General features: G+C 43.4%; 14 protein-coding genes. 5 read left to right on the top strand and 9 right to left on the bottom strand.

The genetic code is table 11. The features are described 5' to 3' along the window. Nucleotides 1-15: 15 nt before the first annotated feature. A complete protein-coding gene (locus ACQKCP_RS12545) occupies nt 16-903 on the bottom strand; it encodes an alpha/beta hydrolase family protein (protein WP_427612568.1) in 888 nt (295 codons plus the stop codon). A gap of 381 nt (nt 904-1284) precedes the next feature. Between ACQKCP_RS12545 and ACQKCP_RS12550 the strand changes: the two genes are divergently transcribed. Then, complete coding sequence (locus tag ACQKCP_RS12550) at nt 1285-1968, top strand: TIGR00730 family Rossman fold protein (RefSeq protein ID WP_057761780.1); 684 nt, start codon at nt 1285-1287, stop codon at nt 1966-1968. 132 nt (nt 1969-2100) lie between these two features. On the opposite strand, the gene ACQKCP_RS12555 is transcribed toward ACQKCP_RS12550, so the two are convergent. Continuing rightward, the gene (locus ACQKCP_RS12555; protein ID WP_427612545.1) at nt 2101-3720 is read right to left on the bottom strand and encodes an FAD-dependent oxidoreductase; all 1620 of its coding nucleotides are present in this window, start codon (nt 3718-3720) and stop codon (nt 2101-2103) included. Nucleotides 3721-4280: 560 nt separating this feature from the next. On the opposite strand from ACQKCP_RS12555, the gene ACQKCP_RS12560 reads away from it, so the two are divergent. Beyond that, complete coding sequence (locus tag ACQKCP_RS12560; protein ID WP_427612546.1) at nt 4281-4715, top strand: COG4315 family predicted lipoprotein; 435 nt, start codon at nt 4281-4283, stop codon at nt 4713-4715. 190 nt (nt 4716-4905) lie between these two features. On the opposite strand, the gene ACQKCP_RS12565 is transcribed toward ACQKCP_RS12560, so the two are convergent. Together ACQKCP_RS12565 and ACQKCP_RS12570 are read right to left on the bottom strand one after the other, a co-directional pair. After that, nucleotides 4906-5961: a GNAT family N-acetyltransferase gene (locus tag ACQKCP_RS12565; protein ID WP_427612547.1), complete on the bottom strand. Its 1056-nt coding sequence runs from the start codon at nt 5959-5961 to the stop codon at nt 4906-4908. 230 nt (nt 5962-6191) lie between these two features. After that, on the bottom strand, nt 6192-6791 hold the full coding sequence (locus tag ACQKCP_RS12570) for a YceI family protein (protein ID WP_427612548.1): 600 nt from the start codon (nt 6789-6791) through the stop codon (nt 6192-6194). A 503-nt stretch (nt 6792-7294) separates the two neighbouring features. Between ACQKCP_RS12570 and ACQKCP_RS12575 the strand changes: the two genes are divergently transcribed. Next, nucleotides 7295-7573, top strand: coding sequence for a type B 50S ribosomal protein L31 (locus ACQKCP_RS12575; protein ID WP_427612549.1), 279 nt, complete (start codon nt 7295-7297; stop codon nt 7571-7573). A gap of 112 nt (nt 7574-7685) precedes the next feature. Here the strand turns inward: ACQKCP_RS12575 and ACQKCP_RS12580 are convergent, their stop codons facing one another. From ACQKCP_RS12580 to ACQKCP_RS12595, 4 genes are all read right to left on the bottom strand, one after another. Beyond that, nucleotides 7686-8546 (bottom strand): SGNH/GDSL hydrolase family protein, encoded by an 861-nt coding sequence (locus tag ACQKCP_RS12580; RefSeq protein WP_427612550.1) that lies wholly within the window; start codon nt 8544-8546, stop codon nt 7686-7688. Then, on the bottom strand, nt 8540-9937 hold the full coding sequence (locus ACQKCP_RS12585; protein ID WP_427612552.1) for a nicotinate phosphoribosyltransferase: 1398 nt from the start codon (nt 9935-9937) through the stop codon (nt 8540-8542). Before ACQKCP_RS12585 ends, ACQKCP_RS12580 begins: the two co-directional genes overlap by 7 nt. A 210-nt stretch (nt 9938-10147) precedes the next feature. After that, complete coding sequence (locus ACQKCP_RS12590; RefSeq protein WP_427612553.1) at nt 10148-11215, bottom strand: bifunctional nicotinamide-nucleotide adenylyltransferase/Nudix hydroxylase; 1068 nt, start codon at nt 11213-11215, stop codon at nt 10148-10150. A gap of 139 nt (nt 11216-11354) precedes the next feature. Further along, nucleotides 11355-12344 carry an alpha/beta fold hydrolase gene (locus ACQKCP_RS12595; RefSeq protein WP_427612554.1) on the bottom strand — a complete coding sequence of 330 codons (990 nt, stop codon included), beginning with the start codon at nt 12342-12344 and terminating at the stop codon, nt 11355-11357. 567 nt (nt 12345-12911) lie between these two features. On the opposite strand from ACQKCP_RS12595, the gene nfuA reads away from it, so the two are divergent. Both nfuA and ACQKCP_RS12605 read left to right on the top strand, forming a co-directional pair. Beyond that, nucleotides 12912-13595: a Fe-S biogenesis protein NfuA gene (gene nfuA, locus ACQKCP_RS12600; RefSeq protein ID WP_057761762.1), complete on the top strand. Its 684-nt coding sequence runs from the start codon at nt 12912-12914 to the stop codon at nt 13593-13595. A 254-nt stretch (nt 13596-13849) separates the two neighbouring features. Next, nucleotides 13850-15172, top strand: coding sequence for an O-acetylhomoserine aminocarboxypropyltransferase/cysteine synthase family protein (locus tag ACQKCP_RS12605; RefSeq protein ID WP_427612555.1), 1323 nt, complete (start codon nt 13850-13852; stop codon nt 15170-15172). 116 nt (nt 15173-15288) lie between these two features. Here the strand turns inward: ACQKCP_RS12605 and ACQKCP_RS12610 are convergent, their stop codons facing one another. Continuing rightward, nucleotides 15289-16308: an adenosine kinase gene (locus ACQKCP_RS12610; RefSeq protein ID WP_427612556.1), complete on the bottom strand. Its 1020-nt coding sequence runs from the start codon at nt 16306-16308 to the stop codon at nt 15289-15291. Nucleotides 16309-16336: the final 28 nt, after the last annotated feature.

Below are 16336 nucleotides of genomic sequence, written 5' to 3' on the forward strand. Positions count from 1 at the left end.
TACGTGACGATAAGATTATGGTTGGTCGTGCAACCATGTCACCGCCATTTGCCATAGCTGCGGCGCTTTTATATTGGTCTTACTGCTAAAATAGCGCATATGACCGATATGATTTAGTCCAAAATCCTCAGGGTCTAAGAATTGCTTTTCGACAGGCATTTTTGTAAATACCCTTATCATATCGTCCATGTTTTCACTGTTGGCGATATCATCATCGCTAAAGCCAAGCCATAGTGCTGGCATGCTGAGCTCATCGTAGAAATGCGTGTGTATGCTTTTGCCAAATGCGGTTTTGATATAGCCCGCACCATTGCACCATTCACGCCATTGACGAGCCACACCGCGTGGCAGTGGCTCACCCATACCTATTTTGTCTGACGGTGTATAGCCCAATGTTAAATTAGTGAATGGAATAAACGCATCCATAAAACCCATGGCTCTGAGCTTATATGGCATGCCCATATTTTTGATACGCCCTGACGAGCAAGCGACATTGAACACTGAGCTAATCGCCTGATAGTTGGGCATCAAGCCGATGAGCTGACCACCTGCGCTATGACCGATGAGATGATAAGTCGCATCAGGAAACTCATCTTGTAAGGCATCAAGTACAGCTGGCATGTCGTGGCGACCCCAACTGATTAAGGAAGCGCTACATTTTGCCAGTTCGGTCGATAGTGACTCACCGATTCCTTCATTATCAAAGGTCAGCACTCCAAAGCCGCTTTCTGCTAGGTAGGTCGCAAAATTATGATAAAAGTGACGCTTAATACCTGTGGCAGGTGCCATCATGATTGCTTTTTTTGTCGCATCTTTAGGGCGATAGACAGTGGCTGCCAATGCTTGGTTGCGATCGGTCATGATGCTTAATGAGTAAGTATCAATATTGCTCGCGTCATTCATATTACTTTTATTAGTGAGAGTGCCATTAAGCACAGAGCTTGATAGCTCGGCAGTAGGAGAGACGTTGTGATTATCCATGGGGATACCTTAGTATTTTTATTAGTAGATAATGAATATCGAACTATGATGAACAATAAATGCGCATCTTAAAAGTGTAGTCGTTGCGTAGTGATAAATCGTTGTGACTATGTGGTAGCATTGCTTATGTTAAGATAAATGCTGGCAAGACAGTTGCTCAAATATGACTTCCAAGTTTTATATAGCTTGGTTGAGTTTGTCTTATGAATCATGTGCATGACAATATAAATGATAGGTGTCGGTATGCAGCCTTCACTAATAACAAGCACTCAATAAAAACTGACAGGTAATTAAGGAAGCTATATGCAAATGAAAATTAACGATGACACTTATGATGTAATCACAAGCAAAGACATTACCAATATTGAAAAAGCAGTCGACAAGTCTGCCCTATCAATGCCGCTCGTGGCTGTGTATTGCGGTTCACGCTTGGGCAATGGTGATGTGTATGAACAGGCGGCGCGCGAGCTTGGCAGTGCCTTAGCAAATAATGGCATGGGGCTAGTATATGGTGGCGCCAGTATCGGTCTGATGGGCGCAGTTGCGGATGAAGTAATCAATGGCGGCGCGCAAGCAGTGGGCGTGATTCCAACCTTTATGCTCAAGCACGAAATCGCTCATGAGCAGCTGACTCGCTTGCATTTGACTGACACTATGCACACGCGTAAGACCGTCATGGCGGAGTATGCCGATGCCTTTATCACGCTACCAGGCGGGCTAGGAACATTAGAAGAGATTATGGAAATCGCCACGTGGCGTCAATTGTACCAACACGAAAAACCAATGATTATTCTAAATATCAATGGTTTTTATGACCGTATGATTGAGCATTTGAAATATACCACTGAGCAAGGCTTTATGAAGCAGGAAGATTTAGATCGTCTAGTGGTGTGCAATACCATCAGCGAAGCGATCGATATGCTACAGACAGTAGTGACCATAGATGATGCTGTGGATACGGAGAAAATGGCTGGTAGTAATAGTTAAGCCATTATAGCTATTAGTACACAGCAAATACTTGAATATTAAAAGCTATTGCAAAAAAGGAGCAGACAACCAAATCTCGGTTATCTGCTCCTTTATTATATGTATTAACAACCTATCAGCGAATCATGTCTATTAGGCATCAGCAGGCGTGAGATCGTCCAATGCTACTTCACGAATACTATGATTGACATGAGCCATAGCGATTGGGAATCCACGCTGCTCAGCGAGCACACGTGCAACCTCATCGACAGCCAGACTATCGTTATGGACAAGGTACGACCACTCATGATCATAGCGACTACGATTCAGAGGTGTATCGTTCTCTATCAAACCTAGATCTGTCAGCTCATTAACTATTTGATCAGCGGCAATCAAGGTCGAAGATGCTTTGACGTTTTCTGCACGGGCATAGCGTATATTAGAGTACAAGCTCACGTCAGCGACTCGTAGCGTATCATCCTGTCCAGGAATCTGCTGCCCACCGTATAGCGCGTTACCAACAGTACGTGCGCTGTTAAATGTCGGTACAAACTCAGCCACATATTCAATCGCTTGTTGGCTACGTGCTTGCAGGGGCGCTTTATCCCAACCATCTTCAATATAGTGCACATATTGCTGTGGCAGTTTTGGCTGCGCACTGTCTTCACTTGATGCGACAAGACCATCATCAAACAGAGTAATGGCTTTACTCATACCATGAATCTGAAAGTATCCGCCAGGGTAGGGCGTAAGCTGCGCCATGCCTTCTGGCGTGCCTCGTTGACCGTAGACGATAATCTCTGGTATCTGTCCACCAGCATCGCCCCAATGGATCACATAAGACGATTTAAACTCAACCATACGCGTAACTTCCACACCGACCATATCATCAATAACACCCGTACGGAATCCGCAAGCATTGACTAGATAATCAACTTCGATAGACTCAGGCTGAGAGTCATGTTCTTGACTATGGATTTGTTGATAGTCGATACGCCATTTGGTGACATGATGGTCAGCGTTGGTACAGTTTTCACAATCTACCGGCACGACTTTTTGTACAGCAGTTTCGGTAAACACGTGCGCATTGTCGTACTCTTCGAGCGCAAGCTTGGCAGAAGCGGCTAAACGAAAAATGTTCCAGCCATATTCTTGAACAACAATTAACGGAAATTTAACTTTGTTCAAATCTAAGTATCTAGCGACTGGAATCATCCATTCATCAACTGTACTTGGTACAGCGACTTGCTCACGTTCAGACAACTCAATCAGTTGCTCATGGCTATAAAGCTGATAATAGTCTTCAGGCTCACCCAATACCTTATTATTAGCATCTTGCTCGATCAATTCTTGATAAGCATCGGTCAAAATATCTAAACGCGGTAGTAAATCTTCAGGCAGTCCTTCGTCACGTGTCGGTACGGCAAACACCGTAGGACGGACGTCAATAGTGTGCGGATACAAACGCAAAATATCGATACATTGCTTGAGCAGCGCTACGCAATCTTCGTCCGGTATTTCACGGTACAAGTTACCACCTGCATGCAAATGACACATAGGTGGACCATCAATGAGAGATTTTTTCTTCTCAAATAAGTAGGTCTCTAATCCTAACGCAGCAAGTCGAATCGCAATCGTCGATCCCGCAGTACCGCCGCCCAAAATGCCAACGCGCTTTTTAGGTTGAGTGTTTTTTGCCCTATAAGATAACACCCCAGAATGAGTATCACGATTAAAGGATTGAGCGTAGTTTTTATCAAAAGACTGAGTCATTGTCGTCGTTGTATCCTTAATAGCATCTGTATTAGGCCGTGCTCGGTATATGTATCAAATGTTCTATATTTCTTGATATGCGTGCAAAGGTAATTAAGTTCAACACACAAATCTGAACTTCAATAGTCATCTTTTCTATTGTTTAGCCGTTCTTCATCTCTATAGGTTTATTTTACGAAGAACTACAGACAATATGATGGGAAATACGTAAGAAGATGCATGAGTTTTGTCAACGAGTCGCTATATGTGTGAAGTTTTTCAGACAAACGAGCCTGTCTAAAAGTAGAGTAAACGAGAGAAGTGGCAAACTTGTGAAATCGAAAATAAGCTCGTTTTATTGTTTTGTAAAATTCGACCACTTTTGTAGGCGTGTATATTGATTATCAAGATAATATAAAACCATATGCTATATTTATTTTGCTTAACAAAAAGCGTAGGTTCTGTTTTGATGACTGTTCAAAAGTACAAATATTGAAATTAACAACAGGGACAGTCGACAAAGTAAACAACCACAAGCTCATCGCTATAAAAAATACGACTAAAATTACAAGGAAGTTATGATGAAAAATATAATGATGTTATCGGCACTAACAGGTGTATTGGCACTAACTGGCTGTACTACTTTAAAAAACGTAGTCGGTAACGATATGTCAGGTACGCATGAAGTACAGGCAACGAGCAATAACACAGCGCCAGTCACTAGCAAGAATGGGGTGCTGGTAGATGCTACTAACCATATGACGCTATATACGTTTGATAAAGACTCTATGAATAAGTCAGATTGCGGTGCAGCTTGCCAAGTTGTGTGGCCAATTTTCAAAGCGCCTAGTGATGCTAAAGCTTCAGGTCAGTTCGCTGCATTCAAGCGTGAAGATGGCAAATATCAGTGGGCAATGAACGGTAAGCCTTTATACTTCTATGCTAATGACACAAAAGTTGGTGACAAAGGCGGTGATGATAAACTTGGCATTTGGCACGTTATCCCAAGTAAATAGTAGGCGTTAGATATAAACTGAATCGAAAATGTTAAGTCAAAAAAGCAGCCTGCCTCTATAGATGAGGGTAGGCTGCTTTTTATTTGCTTGGGGTTACTCTTTACTGTATCAACAGTAGCGTTCATATATTCTCTAGTATTAGATGCAATCTGTACTATGTCACATTTGCTAAAGGCTCAACCTGAATGGTCTATAACACTTCTTCTTTGCTAGGCTCTTTTCTATATAAAGGAAAAAAGTCTGAGAGCAGATCACTTTCCATGAACCAGATATCAGCTACTAATTCTGTGTATTTCGCTGCGTTGACAATGAGTCTATAAGTCTTGAATAGTAACTCTTGTGAGCTAAAGCCTTTTTTATACTCATATAAAGAATCTAAATTGGAGCCAACGCCGCCACCAAGATGTAGCACTTCATAACGGTTCTCTCGTCCCCAATTGCGAGCGACATGAGTGATAAGTTTAGAAGGCTGCAGATGCGTATAGGCGTTCAGCGTGCCGCCAAGGTGGAACTGCATAATGCCAGACTCTTGGCAGAGCGTATATATAGAGGACCCGATTGGTTTATCGTCTTGATAGGCGGTTATCAACAGTATTTTTTCTTGAAGGTTCTCAAGCAAATTAAAGAAATAATCATCATCAAAGAAGTAGTAATCACTGGCATTGACGTGTCGCATCGTCTCTTTATAAATGTCTGAGAACACCATCGCGTTTTGCCTAGTCAAGAATTCTATTTTTGTCACGACATCCATTTTTATGGCTTTTTTGATACCGCGGCGATGTCGATTTTGTGTCTCGCTCCAATGCTCTTCTTCTGACTTACTCAAATCAGACATCAGAGTCAGCCCGTGAGTCAGTGCTTTGCCAACTGTGGGTATCCATTCTTTATTAATAATCGGGTGCAACCGCATAAACAAAGACACGCAGCCTCTCTCGCAAAGAAAGGCTCTTATCTCATCTAGTACGAGGTCTAACTCGGCATCAGTGAGGTTTTTGTCCATTAACGGGCCACCGTAGCCATAAGTGGAAGTAGCATCCCAGTGCTCTGAGTCAATGTCTCTAACTATAATAGGTAACAATACTTCCTTGTTCTTATAGTGAGCGATGATGCCTTGAGGCTTGCCCTTGTCGATGACAGCTGAGGCCGCAATCCAACCAGATAAGTGGTATATATCAAAATGATGATTTGATACCTTCTTATCCCACTCAGCATCTATCGCTATGTAATCAACTTGTACTGTATCCACGTTGCTGCTCCCTCAGTGTTGCGTTATATATTCGTAAATCCGTATATATGAATATAACAACAAAGTATGAAGCCTTCAAGTACATAAAAACCTTTTATGTAAAATAATGAATATATGGTTAGAGCATAGAAGAATCTATAGGAAATAAAAAAGCAGCCTGCCTCTATAGATGAGGGTAGGCTGCTTTTCTCGTTTTTGTTGGAGGCTGTTAGAGAGCTATAAGCTTACTGTTATTTTTTTTCTACTAGCTCGCCATCGATTTGGATAGGGACGTTGGTAGTGATACCGTCAGCATAAGCGGTCATACCATAAGCGGCGCGATCAAGTGTACCAGTAGCGCGGAAACCAACGACTGGCTCTTTGGTAAGAGGGCTATTAGCGATTTTGTTTAACGTGACATCTAGGGTTAGTGGTTTGGTTTGACCAAGTAAAGTAAAGTCACCCGTTACTTTAGCCTGTTGTGGATTGATGAATTTGACCTGAGTAGATTTGAAAGTCATGTTTGGATACTTTGCAACATTAAAAAACTCATCTGTCTTTAAATGCTTGTCACGGGCATCCCAATTGGTATCGATACTATCGGTCGCAATGGTAAAGTTCATGCTAGTTTGATTTGGTGCTTTCATATCATAATTCACCATACCTTTGACATCATTGAAGTGGCCCATGGTGGTTGAAAACCCCAAGTGACTGACAGAAAATCCAACACGAGTATGGGAGTCATCTAGCTGCCATTGAGTCGGTAGGGCGGCGCTTGCCATGGTAGTAACTGCTAATGCTGAGCCAATAAATAGTGCTTTGGTGGCCGTGCTTATTTTAGTATTTATCATTAAATGGTCCTTATTTAATTCAGTTAAGTTACGAGTGATTGAGAAGTAAATTAGTTGGTCAGAGTTATGGTAAAAGTGAGTTTGTATCGCGTAGCTGTACCCTTTAAGCATACTATGTATAATTAAGAGCTAAGGTTGTATTTGGTTAGATTATCTACAATAGTAGATATCATTGATTAATTTAACTAACTTTATTACTGTACTAAAATCAATCGCCTATCTCAACACTCTCGAGCTTTCAGTGACAACTTATCACACATCTCTATCACAACTGCTCCTTGCGTCTTGCATCAAAAACCGTTAAAATCGCGGTTTAATTTTCCCGCTGGGGAAAGGCTAAGCGAACAGAAGGGTGGTGTTGGGTGCTGGAATAAGCCAGTGACGCAGTTGCCATACTTGTAATGTCCTTAGTGCCTCAGTTACGTATGTCATTATTTGTTTGATACATCATCGATGATGCTGTATTTAGACGTCGTACATACATCGGACCTAGAGAGTATATTATGCGTAAAGATATCCATCCTAATTACCAAGAAGTTTTATTCCACGACACTAACGCTGACGTGTTCTTTTTGACTCGCTCAACTGCTAAGACTAAAGCGACTCGTGAATACGAAGGTAAAGAATACCCATACTACCCACTTGATATCTCAAGTGCGTCGCATCCATTCTATACTGGTGAGCAACGTAAAACTTCTACTGAAGGTCGTGTTGCAAGCTTCAACAAACGCTTTGGCGCATTTGGTGGCCGTAGCAAGAAAGCTGCAGAGGCTGCTGAATAATTTGCACTTATGGTGTAAATATATTTCGCTAAGCAATAAAAAAACCGCTGATTATTCAGCGGTTTTTTTTGGTTTAATTTTTTATGATCTAAAAATAAAGCTAACAGTCTATTTAGCGCTCAAATTCAGTAGTAGATGAGTCCAATATCTGAATAGAATCCAGTAACTGAATAAGGGTTTCTACGATTTGCTGCGCCCAATAGCCGTACATCAGACTGCTAGGATGAAATCCATCACTGGCAAACATCACATTGATATCGATAGCCGAGCCATTTGCATGCTCTTCTAGCATCCGCGTAAAGTCGGTTGCCATATAGGTGACACCAGCATGAGCCGCACAGACCTGCTGCAATATCCCATCAAGTACCGATGCTTTTGCACCCACAAAGTTATTGAGCGGTGCAGGGATTGCAGGCATTTGCGCCATCGGCGGCAAACTTAAAAAAACCAATTCTCGTACGCCAAATTTACGCTGTGCAATATTGATAATGTCTTCAATTTGCTGTTGCCATTTATGCACAGAGACATTGGACGTCGTATCATTGACCCCTACGCTTAGCAACATCACATCGATAGGCTGCTCAGGAGCGGGCAAGATATATAACCTACGTAGAATATCAAAGCTGGTATGTCCTGTTGTCGCTTGCAACGACCAATTGAGTCGAGCAAATTTTGCTTGGATAGCTTTATTTTGCTCAAGTATCGGAATGAGCTTACCGACCAACGCTTCCTGCTGCGTTTGGCTACCCACGCCTGCTGCTGCCGAATCGCCGACGACCATGAGGTTAAATGTCTTAGCGTCTTGCTTTGATGCTTCATCATTCGCTTGAAGTAGGTCAATTACGCCGTGCCTTTTGCCATGTGGTTCAGGCAAGCGAACCGTATCACGCTTGATTTTGCGACCTTGATAGAGGTAGACAGGGGCAAGTAAGACGTTTCTTGCGACTGATGTCAGCTTACTAGTGTCTACCATCCTGCACGTTCCCTAATAGTCGTGAGACTATCTTCAATTAACAATTTACCATCGACGTAGACATCACGTAATAGATTGTCAGTTGGGTCGCTTATCTCATTTTCTTTTATGGTTGTTAGCTGGCCACTGTCGTCTTTTACCAGTGCCAATCGTCCTTTTTTCGAGCGTTTTGAGCGACTGGTGACGGGATCTTTGTAAATATCCTTCCATGCGCCATCGATAGAAATAGCGCTAGATTTCATCGCCCAACTCATGGTGTCGCGGTTGACTTGCTGCAATAGACCACCGCCCATACCAAACGTCACGTTTTCTATGCTAAAGCCCGCTTTGATGACCACATCAATAATTTTACTTAAGCTTTGCGAACTGATGCCATCACCTTGGATGATGCGTACGTAGTCGGGCAGCACTTTATAGCCCTTGCTATTTACCGTAGTGCCAAACTTCACTGCCAAGCGCTCTAACGCTTCACGGACGACTTTGGTAGGCTCGCCACTATCTGGACGAATGACCAAGGTGCCGCCCATATTTTTGACTTCGTCTTTTAAGGCGTCACCCCAGATATTGTCTATAGCATTCCATAAATCATAACTATCTGAGACGACCGAAAAGGCTTTATCCTTACCGCCAAACTGCTTAATCATATTGTGAAAAGCAGCAGTCTCGCCATCACGTCCCCAAGCTGTCATCGTACTGTGCTCGGCCGCTGGAATAGAGAATGCAGGCATATCATCGCTCATCTGATACCAGCGACTAGCAGCAATAAGCGCTGTCATCGAGTCAGTACCAGCAAAGTTGACCAAATGCGCTAAACTACCCAGTGCAACCGTTTCTTGGCTCGATGCCCCGCGCGCGCCAAAGTCATGCAAGCGAAAAGGCAGGGACTCTGTATTGTCCGCTGATTTCTCTAACGCTTGACGGATAATGTCTTTGCAATAGTGAGAGACACTAGCGACCGTGGATGGGTACCAAATCGCACGCAATAGCGCTGTTTCAATATAGCTGGGTAGCCAGTAAAACTCAGGATCGGTGTTGATCACTTGGCAGACTACATTGGACACAGGCACGATGCTGCCTTCGGGTACGGCTTGGATACGCAGTGGCAAATAGCCGTCGTGTTTTTCAATCAAATGCTCCCAACCAGCACGATTGAAGGTTAGGCCATGCGCTTGAATGACCTTTTCGGCTTCATCAATATCTTGATGAGTGATAGGCGTACTTAGATATTCTTTGATAAAGGCTTGTAGACCAAAGAACACCACATCGTAGTCGCCTTTACGGGCTTCAATGTAGCTTGACAGATACTCACTACCGCTTGGGTATTGCACCCAATGTGAGGTCTTATAGCTGTCGCTATTTAAGATTAAGTTGTTTAGATTACTGGTATACATCACAGAACTCCTCTGCTTTGAAATGCCGCAGCTGTCTTAATAAAAGAACAGTGGGGGCGGTTGATTGCCGTCTATCGGCATTGGTATCAAATTATTAATACGATATTTAGGGATAGCTGTTATTGATAATAATTTGCTCAAGTCGCTACTAGAAAAAGATACTAAGAAAGACTACTAAAGAAAGCTACTAGAAAAACGATTAGCAGCGAATTACAAGCCAACCATTTTAGTAATAATCGCGTAGTGATCTTCAAACATCATTTTTGCATCAAGCTCTGCCAAGGGTAGCCAAAATGCCTTGGTCGCATCATCGCCGCCTTTTACTTTTGGCAACCCTTTCGGATCGTTTTTGAGTTGAAAATAAAACGCTTGAGTAATGGTGCGACCACGCGCTGAGCGATATGGGTCGTCAAAGGTATGTTGGCTATGGCAAGAGCCGCGCAGTACTGGCTCAGGCACTTTGAGGCGAGTTTCTTCACGCAGCTCACGGATACAAGCATCGAACAATGTCTCTTTTGGATTCAAAAATCCACCAGGTAGCGCCCACAGTCCACGTCCTGGCATACTGCGGCGCTCAACCAGTAGGATGTGCCCCGACTGTACAATCAATGCATCGGCAGTCATAAAAGTAGGTGGGTATGGGGCTGATTCCCATTGTCTTTTATATTTATCAATAAAGTCTGCTTCTTCATGCAGCTGATGATAATCGTCAGTTTGTTTGAATGCATCGAGGACGTTACGCGTCGACTCTGGCGTACGCTCAGGTGTTGGCGTGGCACCCATCAGATAGCTGTCGCGAATCGGCGTGGCTGATAAGTTATGATAATTGGGTACTGACACAGAGTCCCAGTTGGGGAACAGTGACAGATAGTAAGATGAGCTGTCTTTTGAATGACCAATCAAGCCAATATCCGTCTGCAAGTCGCCAGTGACAGATTTTACGCCTGCCTGCACATACTGTAGCCAGCGGGTGTCATTGTAGAGTGCATCATCTAAGCCAACACAGTGAATGCGTGCGGCTTCTTCTTCAAAGTAGGCACCTTTAATCATTGCGGCACGCTCAGCGACGCTAAACGGATTGCGTAAGCTACGTGGCAAGTTGGCTGAGCCAATGAGCATAATCACTTCGTCTGAGCGTTTTAATGCCTCATCGATGACGGCTTTGTGCCCAGCATGAAACGGCTGAAAGCGACCGATAAAGACTAGATAACGGTAGTGTTTACTGCTTTTCTGATCTAGGTTCTGCTTATCTGACTGTTGCTCTGATAATTCACTCATAGACGCCAACTTCCTACGACTTATTTTTATTGATTAAAAATTAATGACGCTAATACTGACACAGCCCATGACTTTCTGACAAGTATAAAGATGTTTAGGGGTGTGTCATTATCGAAACCGTCCAATCGATACATATGCTTTAACGGGCATGCTTCTCTATCCATGCCGTCACCGTTGGCCAAATCTCTGTAGCAGCATTGCGGCTAATCATAATGCGACTGTGTGTATAGTCATCTAAATCGCCATTACTAAGCGAGTACTCTCGAAAGACATTGGTTGAATTGTTAAAGCCATCAAAAAACAAACGACAGCCGCAAGTAGGGGAGATGAAGGTATCGCCTTTTGCGCTAATAGAATAAACAGGAATGGTAATCTGTGGCATATGCTGTCGATAGTCGATAAAGTCATCGTCAGTACTTTTCTGCTGATTAATGTCTTCGTTCACTTTGTCTGTATTCGTCCTGCCTTTATCAAAATGAGCCTTTTTCAAAAAACTACTTCTAAAGTTTTTACGCAAATTCCAATCGTACCACTGGGTCATCGTATAGTAGCTTTCGTTAAAAGGGCCTACCTTGAACTGCTTAGCGGGTATAAAGCCGACCAGTCGAGTAAGTATCTTGGCCGTAAGGATTTTTGCGTAGCTGGTCGAGTCTTGCGCCGCGCCAAAAGCTTGGCAGGCAAACATACTGATGCTATTGACCTTATCGATATAGCTTGGGTTTTGGACGAGAAACATGGTCAAGCCAACACCGCCACCACTATGAGTAACGCAGTGCAGGTTATCGAGTTTTAATTCTTCAAAGAAATAGCGAAAAGTCGCTTCATAGTCGTAAGTGGCGACAGTCTCAAAGTTGAATTTTTCTTTCGGTAGCGAGCTATCACCATGTCCGCGCCATTCCATGATGTAGCAATGATGACCAAGCCCCGCAAAATATTCGGCGATTTTGAGGCAAGTTTGCTTGTCAGAAAACGTACCATGCGTCAAAAATATGTTTTGCGGTGTGATGTTAGGTAGGCTGTTTTCTGATGTGTTGGCTATCGTATCTTTGTCTGGATTATCGACTACTTTCCAAACGGTAATTTTCTCATCGTCCTTGGTACTTACTAGGTGCAACGTCCGTGTCATCATAAAATGATCCTATCCAAAAAACACATAATCTTTATACAAGTCGATATTTATACAAGACAATTAAAAGCTACCATGCTCATAACGCTAATGCATAAAATCATTCAAATTATCAATACTACGTCAAAACCAGATGACTTGCTCGGACTAGATGTGAACGGTATGTCATATCGAAAACTCAGAGTGCGCTTGATAAATGGTACCGCTGTCTTTATATAGAGAATAACTTGGCAGCCTACACAATCATTCAGCGTGTTTATCCGTCATGGTTTACATATTGAGTTACTTTGCCACCTGTTAGCATCATTAAAAAAACCAATGACAACCATTTACAATGGTCGCTATTCAATTCACAGTAGCGTGGTCGGAATTGATGTGTGATTCAGGTATAATGACTGCTATAGACGGATTAAACTTTATACTCATGTCGACCAATGTCATACAATAATAAATACTAATCATTGCCAGTCTGCATGTCTTACATAAATAGTAAATATTTTAAAAATCCAAATTCACGACACAGTAGCCATAATAGATATAGCGTTTGTGTCATAACGCATAGGAAACATTATGAGTGAGCAAAACCAAGCTGATAACCAACTAGACCAAACTGCTGGCTATGAATCAGCCCTAGATACCGAGCAAGTCGAAGCGAAAAGTAACATCACTATCACTGAGTCAGCTCAAGGCTACTTGGCAGATTTGTTATCTAAGCAAGATACCGATGGTATCGGTGTGCGTATCTTCGTTGAGCATCCTGGTACGCCGCGTGCGGAGTGCTGCATGGCTTATAACCAGCCGGGCGAAGAAGATAGCGCTGATTTGCGTTTTACGTATGAAAACTTCTCTGCCTTTATCGAGGCGGCGTCAGTACCTTATCTAGAAGACGCGGTTATTGATTATAATAAAGACCGTTTCGGTGGTCAGCTGACTTTCCGCGCACCAAACTCTAAAGTACCTAAAGTAGGCGCTGATGCCAGTGTCGAAGAGCGCATCAACTATGTATTGCAGTCAGAGATTAACCCTGGCTTGGCAGCACATGGCGGTGACGTACAGTTACTTGAGCTGATTGATGAAGAAGGCATTGGTCTAACCGCTGTATTGAAATTCGGCGGTGGTTGCCAAGGGTGTTCAGCGGTTGATATGACTCTACGTCAAGGCGTTGAAGTGCAGCTAAAACAGCAAATTCCAGAATTGACCCAAGTGGTTGACGAGACTGACCATACTCGTACAGAGAATGCTTACTATAAATAAAATAAAAAATAGTTAAAAGCAATTGGCTGCTATAAAGGTGGTCATATCTCTAGTATAGATTTGCCTATTTGTTTTGCTGCTTATGAATATTTGTCATGAAGAGATGAATATTTTGCTATTCTTTTAATAAAGAGGCTGAGTTATGATGAACTCAGCTTTTTTTATTGCTATGATTTAGCAGACAGTTTTTTAAGATGACTTTTGAGCGATACGTCGTCAACAAATCATCTTTTATCAAAATAAAGGAATGTACTATGAGTGACGGATCAGCAGACCAGCAGACAGCCCAACAACCAGAAACCCCTCAACGTCTTGAGACCTTAGCGATTCATGCCGGCTATAGTGTAGAGCCAACGACTAAAGCAGTCGCCGTGCCTATTTATCATACCAGTTCATATGCGTTCGACAATACTCAGCATGGTGCAGATCTGTTTGATTTAAAGGTCGCAGGCAACATCTATACTCGTATCATGAATCCGACCAACGCGGTGCTAGAGGAGCGTGTGGCTGCGTTAGAAGGCGGTATCGGTGCGCTTGCCGTAGCTTCTGGTATGGCCGCCATCACTTATGCGATTCAGACCATTTGTGAAGCAGGCGACAATATCGTCGCTGTATCAACGCTATATGGCGGTACTTACAATTTGTTTGCCCATGCTTTACCGCGTCAAGGTATCGAAGTGCGCTTCTTCGATTATAAAAACCCTGAAGCCATTCGTGATCTAATCGATGACAAGACCAAAATGGTGTTTGCAGAGAGTATCGGTAACCCGCTAGGTAATATCGTCGATATTCAAGCGCTTAGTGATGTCGCTCACGAATATGGTGTACCTGTCGTGATTGATAATACCGTGGCGACGCCTGCAATATGCCGTCCGTTTGAGTTCGGTGCAGATATCGTGATTCACTCATTGACCAAGTATATGAGTGGAACGGGTACATCAATTGGTGGTGCGATTGTCGATAGTGGCAAGTTTGCTTGGGGCGATTATCCTGAGCGTTTCCCACTGTTGAACACACCAGATCATAGCTATCACGGGGTGAATTTCGTCAAAGATGTAGGCGCGCCAGCTTTTATCGCCCGTGCCCGCGTTGCGCCACTACGTAATACTGGCGCAGCACTCAGCCCGCTAAATGCCTTTGGTATCTTGCAAGGTATGGAAACGTTAAGTCTGCGTATGGAGCGTCACGTGCAAAATGCACAAGCCGTTGCAGAATATCTGCGTGACCATGATAAAGTTGCTTGGGTTAAATATGCGGGTCTGTCTGACCATCCTGAGCACGAGCTTGCCAAAAAATACATGAAAGGCACGCCTTCTGCTATTTTGACCTTTGGTGTTAAAGGTGGACTGGAAGCAGGAGCGCGCTTTATCGATGCGCTGCAACTGATAACTCGTTTGGTAAACATCGGTGATGCGAAATCATTGGCCTGTCATCCAGCGACGACCACCCATCGTCAGTTAAATGAGCAAGAGCTAGAAAATGCAGGCGTTAGTACAGATATGGTACGACTGTCGATTGGTATCGAACATATCGAAGATATCAAAGCCGATCTCGCCCAAGCATTAGCTTCTGCCTAATAAAGAGCGCTTATTAAATTGAGCAAACTGTTTAAGCAAGTCTGAATGATATAAAAAAAGCTCATATCGATTTGATATGGGCTTTTTGTTTTGCGTCCAACAGATGTGTTTAACAATTAAGCAGACAGTACACGCTGCGCGATATCTCGATAATCCTGCGAGGCAAGACGCGGTCCAAACTGTTGAATAACTTGTGCTGATATTTCGCTGGCAAGACGACCGCATTCGGGCAGACTATACTGCTGCGATAATGCATATAAGAAAGCACCAGCATAGTTATCGCCTGCACCGTTGGTATCGATGACGTTGGCCACTGCTGGCGTTGCAACGTCATGCACTTCAACTTCTGCCTCGTTATTAGACTGATGGGCGATTACTGCACCGTTAGCACCATCAGTGACGACGGCAATTTGGCAATATTCAAGCAGGGCACGCGCTGCTGCTTTGACTTGTTTTTTATCTGTAAACAGTCTAGCTTCTTCGCTATTACAGAATATCACTGCGACTTTGTTGCCGAGCATATTAAGCAAACCATCTTTGGCAAATTTTACTACCGCAGGGTCAGCAAAGCTCACTGCGATTTTTGCATTATGGATACCGGCTTGTTGACGTAATTGAGTCATCGCTGGTTGGATGCTCTCAGACATCGCCAGATAGCCTTCTATATATAGCCAATCTGCTTGTGTCAATGCGTCAAAATCAACATTGTCAGCGGCAATCTCACTTGAGGTGCCAAGATAGGTCTGCATGGTACGCTCGCCATCTTCGGTAACGGCAACCACACATGAGCCGGTCACGCCGCCTGCATGAATAGATTTGTCTGAAGTCGCGACACCTGCTTCGTGCAAGTCTCTGAGATAAAACGCCCCTTGATCATCATCACCAACGCGGCAAGCATAAAAAGGCTTACCGCCTAAGCTTGCAAAGGTAAACATAGTATTGGCTGCAGATCCACCGCCTGCTTGTTTTGATGGCTCAATCTCAGCCAGTTTAAAATAAGCCAGTAGTTGCTGCTGCTCTTCAAACTCTGCCAGCGTCATATTACCTTTGGTCAGCTCGGTCTCTTCTAGTGCCGCATCTGACAGCACATACTCGTGATCAACCAACGCATTACCTATTGCCATTACATCGTACATTGCTTGTCTCTCCTCAATTCATTTATAA

It is taken from the genome of Psychrobacter sp. NPDC078631 (genome assembly GCF_050268165.1).
GTDB lineage: Bacteria > Pseudomonadota > Gammaproteobacteria > Pseudomonadales > Moraxellaceae > Psychrobacter.

Bases quoted from the DNA above. Each gene is read 5' to 3' on its own strand.
- ACQKCP_RS12585 (WP_427612552.1), bottom strand. From the start codon at position 9,937: ATGTATACCAGTAATCTAAACAACTTAATCTTAAATAGCGACAGCTAT.
- nfuA (WP_057761762.1), top strand. From the start codon at position 12,912: ATGAGTGAGCAAAACCAAGCTGATAACCAACTAGACCAAACTGCTGGC.
- ACQKCP_RS12545 (WP_427612568.1), bottom strand. From the start codon at position 903: ATGAATGACGCGAGCAATATTGATACTTACTCATTAAGCATCATGACC.
- ACQKCP_RS12560 (WP_427612546.1), top strand. From the start codon at position 4,281: ATGAAAAATATAATGATGTTATCGGCACTAACAGGTGTATTGGCACTA.
- ACQKCP_RS12575 (WP_427612549.1), top strand. From the start codon at position 7,295: ATGCGTAAAGATATCCATCCTAATTACCAAGAAGTTTTATTCCACGAC.
- ACQKCP_RS12555 (WP_427612545.1), bottom strand. From the start codon at position 3,720: ATGACTCAGTCTTTTGATAAAAACTACGCTCAATCCTTTAATCGTGAT.
- ACQKCP_RS12570 (WP_427612548.1), bottom strand. From the start codon at position 6,791: ATGATAAATACTAAAATAAGCACGGCCACCAAAGCACTATTTATTGGC.
- ACQKCP_RS12595 (WP_427612554.1), bottom strand. From the start codon at position 12,344: ATGATGACACGGACGTTGCACCTAGTAAGTACCAAGGACGATGAGAAA.
- ACQKCP_RS12550 (WP_057761780.1), top strand. From the start codon at position 1,285: ATGCAAATGAAAATTAACGATGACACTTATGATGTAATCACAAGCAAA.
- ACQKCP_RS12590 (WP_427612553.1), bottom strand. From the start codon at position 11,215: ATGAGTGAATTATCAGAGCAACAGTCAGATAAGCAGAACCTAGATCAG.
- ACQKCP_RS12610 (WP_427612556.1), bottom strand. From the start codon at position 16,308: ATGTACGATGTAATGGCAATAGGTAATGCGTTGGTTGATCACGAGTAT.
- ACQKCP_RS12580 (WP_427612550.1), bottom strand. From the start codon at position 8,546: ATGGTAGACACTAGTAAGCTGACATCAGTCGCAAGAAACGTCTTACTT.
- ACQKCP_RS12605 (WP_427612555.1), top strand. From the start codon at position 13,850: ATGAGTGACGGATCAGCAGACCAGCAGACAGCCCAACAACCAGAAACC.